Raw genomic sequence first — 6,896 nt, 5'->3', positions numbered from 1 at the left:
CGCCATGATCGAGTGGAGCTGGAGCTTGCTCGGGCCTGCGGAGCAGACCGTGCTTCGCCGCCTGGCGGTGCACGCCGAGGGCTGTACTCTGCGAGCCGCCGAGGCCGTGTGCGCGGGCGACGGCGTCGCCCCCGAGGACGTCGCCGAGGTACTGTCCCAGCTGGTCGATCGGTCGTTGGTGGTGGTCAGCGACGACGCCAGCGGCGATGGGCCACGCTACCGGCTGCTGGAGTCGGTCGCTGCCTACGCCGACGAGCAGTTGCACGCCGCTGGCGAGTCGGAGCAGATCCGGCACCGGCATCGGCACTACTACCTTGAGCTCCTCACGGTGGCCGGGTCGCATCTGCGCAGCCCCGCCCAGCGCGAGTGGCTGCCGCGGCTGGATACCGAGTTCGGCAACCTCCGCCACGCGTTCGACAGCTCGGTCAGCGACGCCGACCCGGCGGCTGCCCTGCACCTCGCCAACGCCACCGCCTGGTACTGGGTGCTTCGGGGCAGGTTCCGTGAGGGCCGCCGGTGGCTGGATACCGCCCGTTCAATGCCGATCCCGGCAGGTGACCCGGAGCTGGAGTCGGCCCGCGGCACGGCCCACACCTGGTACGCGGCCTTCACGCTCCGGCTCGGCGAGCCGACAGCCCTGCTCGACGCGTCCACCGATCCCGTCGGTGCACGTCCGTCCGTACAACCACATGATCTCGAAGCGCTGGCCGCGAGGGCGCGAGCCGAGTGGTTTCTCAGCTTCGCTCGTATCGGCATCGGCGATGCGGCTGCTACCGAGGAGCTGGCCAGGCACGCCCTGGAGGTGTTCCGCGCCATCGGAGATCAATGGGGCACCGCCGCGGCACTCGGGACGCTGGCCCAGCAGATGCTGCTCCGCGGCGAACTAGCGCAGGTACGCGAGCACGGCGAGAAGAGCATGGAACTCTTCACCGAACTGGGCGACCGGTGGGGGCAGCTGCACGCCTCCTTCGCTCTCGGTTCGTTGGCTCAGGTCATCGGCGAATACGACGACGCCGCCCGCTGGCATCGGGACGGGTTCCGGATGGCGGAGGAGCTGGGCTTGGGCACCGAGGTGTGCGACAAGCTCATCGCGCTGGGCCGGGTGGCGCTGTTGAAAGCCGACTACACCCAGGCCGAAGAGCTGCATCAACGTGCCCGCGACCAGGCGGTCGAGCACGGATACGTCATGGGTGAGGCGTTCGCCGACACGGGGCTCGCGCTGGCCGCTCGCCGGCAGAGCAAGCTCGACAGAGCCGAGTCGCTGCTGCGTTCCGTGCTCAACTGGGAGCGGAAGATGGACTCCGACGCGGGAGCCGCGCTGATCCTGGCCGAGCTCGGATTCGTCGCCGAGCAGCGCGGTGATCCTGACCAGGCGCTCTCGTTGCATCTCGACGGGCTGGCGGCGGCCCGCCGGACCGGCGACCCGAGGGCCGTCGCTCTCGCGTTGGAAGGGCTGGCCGGTGCGCTGAGCACGGGCGAGCTGTCCAGCTGGGCGGCCAGTCTGCTCGGCACCGCCTATGCCGTCCGCGAGTCCACCGGCGCACCGTTGCCGGCTGCCGAACGCGCAGACGTGGAGCGCATCGCCACAACATTGCGGGCCGCCCTCGGCGCGGAAGAGTTCACCGCGTCATTCGAGCAAGGCCTAACCGCCACCCTGGCGGAATGCCTGGCCGCGGTGGACGGACGATGGCCGCGCGCTGCGGACCCGAAGCCGGTCTGAAGGAAATCCGAAGCCGCACCCTGCATTGTCGAACTCATACCGCGTCGCCGACCACCGACGACGAGCACACGAGAGGAATCGACATGCATGCACAGGTAACCGACAGCCCTGATACCGCCGTCGCCGACCACGTCCGTCGTTATATCGCCACCGATGGAGCCGACGGCTACCTCGAGGGAGGCAGCACCAATTTGGTGCTCACCACGGTGGGCCGAAGCACTGGGAAACGGCGGCGGACCGGGCTCTTCTTCGGACGGGATGGTGACCGCTACGTGCTCGTTGCGAGCGGCGCACGCTTCGGTGATTCGACGCTGCCCCACTGGTACCGCAACCTGCTTGCCCATCCGGAGGTCGAGGTCCAGGTCCGCGCCGAACGGTTCACCGCCCGGGCCCGGACTGTCGACGGTCCGGAGCGAACCCGGCTGTGGCGGCAGATGGTTACTCAGGCACCCGTGTTCGAGCGCCATCAGGAAGCCGTCGCACACGAGATCCCTGTGGTGATCCTCGAAATCGTGTAGTCACCGCATAGAGACCGGCGCGGATGGGTCGTCCGGCCGGAGCGTCAGCAGCCTGATCGAATGGGTTCGCCCGAAGGGGGCGCCGGCCGTCTCACGAGCTGGGTTGCCGAAGTTCTCGTCTTGCGTCCGAGGCAGGTAGACCCGCTGAAGCCAGGAGAGATAGCTTGTCGGCCTCGCTGGACCCGGCGTCGGGGTGGTACACGACCAGCATCTGGTCCCCGGTTCCGGCGATGCTCAGCCGTTCTCGATTGAGGGTCATCTCGCCGATCTGCGGGTGATCGAGTCGGATCTGTGTCCCGCGCTGTCCGCGTATTTCATAGCGAGCCCAGAGTTGGCGGAAGCGGGAGCTGGCCAGCGAGAGTTCTCCGGTGAGCTCGATGAAGCGAGGATCGTCGATGTCGTTGCCGACGGCTTGCCGCAAGCTTGCGATGAGGCATTCCGTCATGTCTTGCCAATCCGGGTACAGAGCCTGCTCGGCCGGGTCCAGGAACAAATCCCTGAGTTGATTGCCGCCTACGGCGAGGCGGGGCGAGAGCGCTCTGGCGAGGTCGTTCGAGGCCAGCACATCGAAGTACCGTCCCTCGATGAATGCGGGCTGGGCGAGGGAGTCCAAAAGCTTGAGCGCACCCGGCGGTGGGATCTCCTTGCGCGATCGGCGTCTGCGCGGCCGGGGCGCCTGCGCAACCAGCGTCCGCAGATGCGCGACGTGGTCGTCGTCGAGGTGCAGCACGCGAGCGATCGACTCGAGCACCTGCGCGGATGGGTTGCGATCGCGGCCTCGCTCCAACCGCAGGTAGTAGTCGGCGCTGATGCCGGCGAGCATGGCGACTTCCTCGCGCCGAAGGCCTGGCACGCGCCTCACACCGTCGTCGGGAATGCCTGCCTGCTGAGGCGTCACTAGCTCACGCCGAGCACGCAGGTACGCGCCAAGGGCGTTCGTTGTCTTGCTCATGTCGCCAGCGTAGGACTTCGTGAGGTGGGTGGCGCGGGGTAGAGGGGGCCCTGTCACACCCCCGGCTCGAGAGGGCTCTGGTGGAGGCAAGTACCGGCGCATAGCGTCCCTAACAGCCTGTTAGAGGCGCATATTTCTAGGGGAGACACATGACCGTCACATTGATTACCGGCGCCAACAAAGGCATCGGATTCGAGACAGCCAAGCAGCTTCAGGAGCTCGGCCACGTCGTCTACATCGGCACACGTGACGCCGAGCGGGGCGAGAAGGCCGCGGCGGCATTGGGCACACGATTCGTGCAGCTCGATGTGACCGACGACGCGTCGGTGAACGGCGCACTCGCCACGATCGGTTCGGACGAGGGGCGGCTCGACGTCCTGGTGAACAACGCAGGCATCCTCGGGGACGGAACCACCGACGGCCCCACGGCTCTCCGGGTCTTCGACACCAACGCGGTCGGAATGGTGCGCGTCACGGAGGCAGCGCTTCCCCTGCTGCGGAAGTCTTCGAACCCCAACGTGGTCACCGTGTCGAGCAGCGCCGGATCATTCTGGGCCGTGAACAACCCCGATCGGCCGGAATTCCACCTGCCGCTCGCGCTGTACGCTGCGTCCAAATCAGCTGCCACCATGCTGACGGTTCAGTACGCCAAGGCCCAGCCGGGCATCAAGTTCAACGCACTCGAGCCCGGCACCACCGCTACAGATATGACCGCAGCCTTCGGAATCGGAAGATCACCGGAGGAGAGCGCCAGAATCGTCGTGCGCCTGGCAACTCTCGACCCGGACGGCCCAACCGGAACCTTCCAGGACGAGAACGGGGAGCTGCCCTGGTAAGGGCAGACGAAGACAGCCAGTTACGACCAGGCTGAAAGCAGATTCTCCGGCGTCATCGCGACGTCGAGATCGGCGTCGGCAGCGAATCCCGTGCGGGAGACACCGATCCTGGTCGCTTCCGGAGACCAACCCTGCGTGGCGCGGGACAGCTCGTCGAGCTGGTCGACGTCACGAGCGGTGAACGGCTTGTTGGCGCGCCACTTGATCGAGCCGACAAAACTGAGGTGAGGATTGCCGTCTCGCTTCTCGGTTCCAACCAGGTCTACCTGAGGATGATTGTCCCTCCCCCAGTACGAACCCACGTACCGTGCGGCGCCAAACCGGGCGTCGGGCAGCATCCTCTCGATGGAGGCACGGACCAACGGCTCGACTGCTTCCCCAGAGTATTTCCGCCATCCTGCCTCGACATCCGCAGATACCAGATCCCCTCGACCACGGGCGATGTCGTCGACTCGCTCGCTCAAGAAACACAACCAGAACCGTAGGTAGGGGTCCGCTACGCGGTACCGAGTCCGTCCCTTGATGACGCGTAGTGCCTGTGGGTCCTCACCGGCGACAACGCGCTTGTCTTTGAGGAGGTTGAGTGCGTTCACGAGCGACCGCTCGCTCAACCCGGTTCTGCTCTGGATGTGGGAGAACGTCCGCTCCCCGTGACCGATGGCGCTGAGAACGGAGCGCGCCGACGAGGTTGGCGGGAACTCGGCGTCTAGCATCCGCTGGCCTGTGTACACGAGGGGATGTGCCTCGTCCGATACCGCCTCGGCCAGGAACGACTGCGCGGATTGATGGTCTGCGCGAGAAGCCAGAACTTTCGGAAAGCCTCCCGTCATCAGGTACGTATCGAAGGCCTTGGCGGGCTCGAGGTCCAGCAGTTCTGCCGCGTCGGCCACGTTGAGCGGATCGACCCGCAGCTCGGTGTCGACGCGGCTATACAGAGGGCGGCCATAACTCGTGAGAGCTTCCATCATGGCCAGATCCGAGCCGACGACGATCAGCAATATCCTTTTCTGCTGGAGCCGATGGTCCCAGGCCGCCTGCAGTGTGGCCTCGAAGCTCGCGTCGTTTCTGAGGATGTACGGCAACTCGTCGATCACCAGCACCGCGGGAACGTCATCGGGGTGATCGGGCGCCGACGTGTATTCCAACACCGACAAAGCGGACTCCCAGGAGGACCACGTGATGCCGGTCCGCGAGATCCCCGCGATGGGCTCGAAACTGGAACGTGCAACCGCTTCACGGAACGACTCGAGCTCTCGCTCGACGGGTTTGTCGAGAGCTTGGTAGTAGACGTGCGGGACGTCTCGCCGGCGCAGCCATTCGGTCAGGAGGCGAGACTTGCCCACTTGTCGCCTGCCCCGAACGGCGATGAACCTGGCGTGTCCCTTCTTGACGCGAGCCAGCTCAGCGTCAAGACGAGCAAGCTCCGCAGACCGTCCAACGAATCGCATCGGCGCCTCTTTCCCCATTGACTGTACTTAAGTACAGTGTATCTAGGTACAGTTACGCTGCGGGCTCCAAAGGAAGAGACATCCGCCGAGTCGGTGGCGACGAGGTCACCACCTGCTACGCACGAGATACGCCAGCATGCGCCGCGAGCGACACTTACGACATCCCGCGTCGCTTGCGTTCGGCGCGCATGGCAGCACCCAACTGCCGCGAATCCGAGATGCTCGCTATGGACCTTCTCCCGTCTACGTACGTGGACACTTCAGATTGTCTACGTTCGCAGACAGGTGCATCTCTGGCCAGCGGTTTTGTTCGTGCACAGCAGATCTAGCAGCATTTCACCATCGAACTAGCAGCGCTTCTATCGACGAACTAGCAAAAGTGAATCTCAACTGGGCCCACGCGGTCCGGGCCCGGCTTGACCAAGACTTGCAGTAGGAGGCATTGGACTCGCTGAGGCCACGGCTGTTGCCGGGACCTTGGGCCCTGGCTTGTGTCCGACGTCGTTGGTATCAATGTTTCTCGCGATCGCCACACGGCACACAGGGGGAGGAACGTGGACGACGGGGACAGCGAGGCCGCGCCTGATCGCCGTGGAGGCGGGCAGCGTCCGCCTGACACTCATGGCGGCGATGACCAGAGGCGTGGGCGCGGGGTGCGGGTATCAGGGCAGTTGCGGAGAGCCGTCGTCGTAGGCGTATTCATCGCGTTGACCGCGGGGTGCTCGCTCGTCGAGCCTGATGAGTCGCCTACCTCCAAGGCCCCGCAGACCACGGCGGCCGAGCAAGTGCCTCGCTCGTCGGCGGAGGAGCAGACCTCACCGCCCAGGTCGGAAGTCGATCAGGCAGAGCCCGACAACGAGCCGGAGGATGGGAGCGCAAGGCCAGATGGAGACTATGCCGTCGTGGTGTATGTCGTCGACGGCGACACGTTCGACGTCGAGTTCACCGACGGGGTGGTCGAGCGGATCCGAACCCCGCAGATCGACACGCCGGAACGTGATGATTGCGGGTTCGACGAAGCGACACGTTTCACGGAGGAGTTGATCCTCGGACAGACCGTGGAGCTGATTCCGACGAGGGACGGCCCCGATCGCGATCCTTACGACCGATTGCTTCGAGCCGTCGAGATCGACGGTGACGACGTGGGAGCGATCCTCGTACGCGCAGGCGCCGCACGTTGGGCTCCGCGGTACGCGAACGAGGACCTACGCCTTGCAGCCATGTACGAACCTGCCGAGGAGCAAGCACGCCGGGAGGCGATCGGGTTCTGGTCGGGTTGCGGCTGGTCATGATGCTCCACGGCTAAGCCACAGCGTACGGACGACGACTGAGTTGTGTCCGACGTGTACGAGATAAATAGCACCGGAATGTCGGACTTGGCCGGCAACACGACGGGGAAGGCGCCAGAGGGGTGCGCCCTCG

6 protein-coding genes are annotated in these 6,896 nt (G+C 65.5%); 4 read left to right on the top strand and 2 right to left on the bottom strand.

Annotated features, from left to right (window positions below):
• Both ELR45_RS07190 and ELR45_RS07185 read left to right on the top strand, forming a co-directional pair.
• On the top strand, positions 1 to 1,720 hold a 1,720-nt coding region (locus ELR45_RS07190; RefSeq protein ID WP_240759254.1), incomplete at its 5' end, for an ATP-binding protein.
• Between the two features lie 83 nt (positions 1,721 to 1,803).
• On the top strand, positions 1,804 to 2,238 hold the full coding sequence (locus ELR45_RS07185; RefSeq protein WP_129664668.1) for a nitroreductase/quinone reductase family protein: 435 nt from the start codon (positions 1,804 to 1,806) through the stop codon (positions 2,236 to 2,238).
• A gap of 91 nt (positions 2,239 to 2,329) precedes the next feature.
• On the opposite strand, the gene ELR45_RS07180 is transcribed toward ELR45_RS07185, so the two are convergent.
• The gene (locus tag ELR45_RS07180; protein WP_129664666.1) at positions 2,330 to 3,190 is read right to left on the bottom strand and encodes a helix-turn-helix domain-containing protein; all 861 of its coding nucleotides are present in this window, start codon (positions 3,188 to 3,190) and stop codon (positions 2,330 to 2,332) included.
• A 149-nt stretch (positions 3,191 to 3,339) separates the two neighbouring features.
• Here ELR45_RS07180 and ELR45_RS07175 point away from each other — a divergent pair, with 149 nt between their 5' ends.
• Entirely contained in the window at positions 3,340 to 4,026 is a 687-nt protein-coding gene (locus ELR45_RS07175) for an SDR family NAD(P)-dependent oxidoreductase (protein WP_129664664.1), read from the top strand.
• A gap of 20 nt (positions 4,027 to 4,046) precedes the next feature.
• On the opposite strand, the gene ELR45_RS07170 is transcribed toward ELR45_RS07175, so the two are convergent.
• Positions 4,047 to 5,474 (bottom strand): ATP-binding protein, encoded by a 1,428-nt coding sequence (locus ELR45_RS07170; protein WP_165367558.1) that lies wholly within the window; start codon positions 5,472 to 5,474, stop codon positions 4,047 to 4,049.
• A gap of 554 nt (positions 5,475 to 6,028) precedes the next feature.
• On the opposite strand from ELR45_RS07170, the gene ELR45_RS07165 reads away from it, so the two are divergent.
• Positions 6,029 to 6,766 (top strand): thermonuclease family protein, encoded by a 738-nt coding sequence (locus tag ELR45_RS07165; protein ID WP_129664660.1) that lies wholly within the window; start codon positions 6,029 to 6,031, stop codon positions 6,764 to 6,766.
• Positions 6,767 to 6,896 lie beyond the last annotated feature (130 nt).

This window comes from Phytoactinopolyspora endophytica (assembly GCF_004138495.1).
Lineage (GTDB): Bacteria > Actinomycetota > Actinomycetes > Jiangellales > Jiangellaceae > Phytoactinopolyspora > Phytoactinopolyspora endophytica.
The sequence above is the reverse complement of the archived record's forward strand: the minus strand, read 5'-3'. Positions and strand labels throughout refer to the sequence as shown.

Bases quoted from the DNA above. Each gene is read 5' to 3' on its own strand.
- ELR45_RS07175 (WP_129664664.1), top strand. From the start codon at position 3,340: ATGACCGTCACATTGATTACCGGCGCCAACAAAGGCATCGGATTCGAG.
- ELR45_RS07185 (WP_129664668.1), top strand. From the start codon at position 1,804: ATGCATGCACAGGTAACCGACAGCCCTGATACCGCCGTCGCCGACCAC.
- ELR45_RS07180 (WP_129664666.1), bottom strand. From the start codon at position 3,190: ATGAGCAAGACAACGAACGCCCTTGGCGCGTACCTGCGTGCTCGGCGT.
- ELR45_RS07170 (WP_165367558.1), bottom strand. From the start codon at position 5,474: ATGCGATTCGTTGGACGGTCTGCGGAGCTTGCTCGTCTTGACGCTGAG.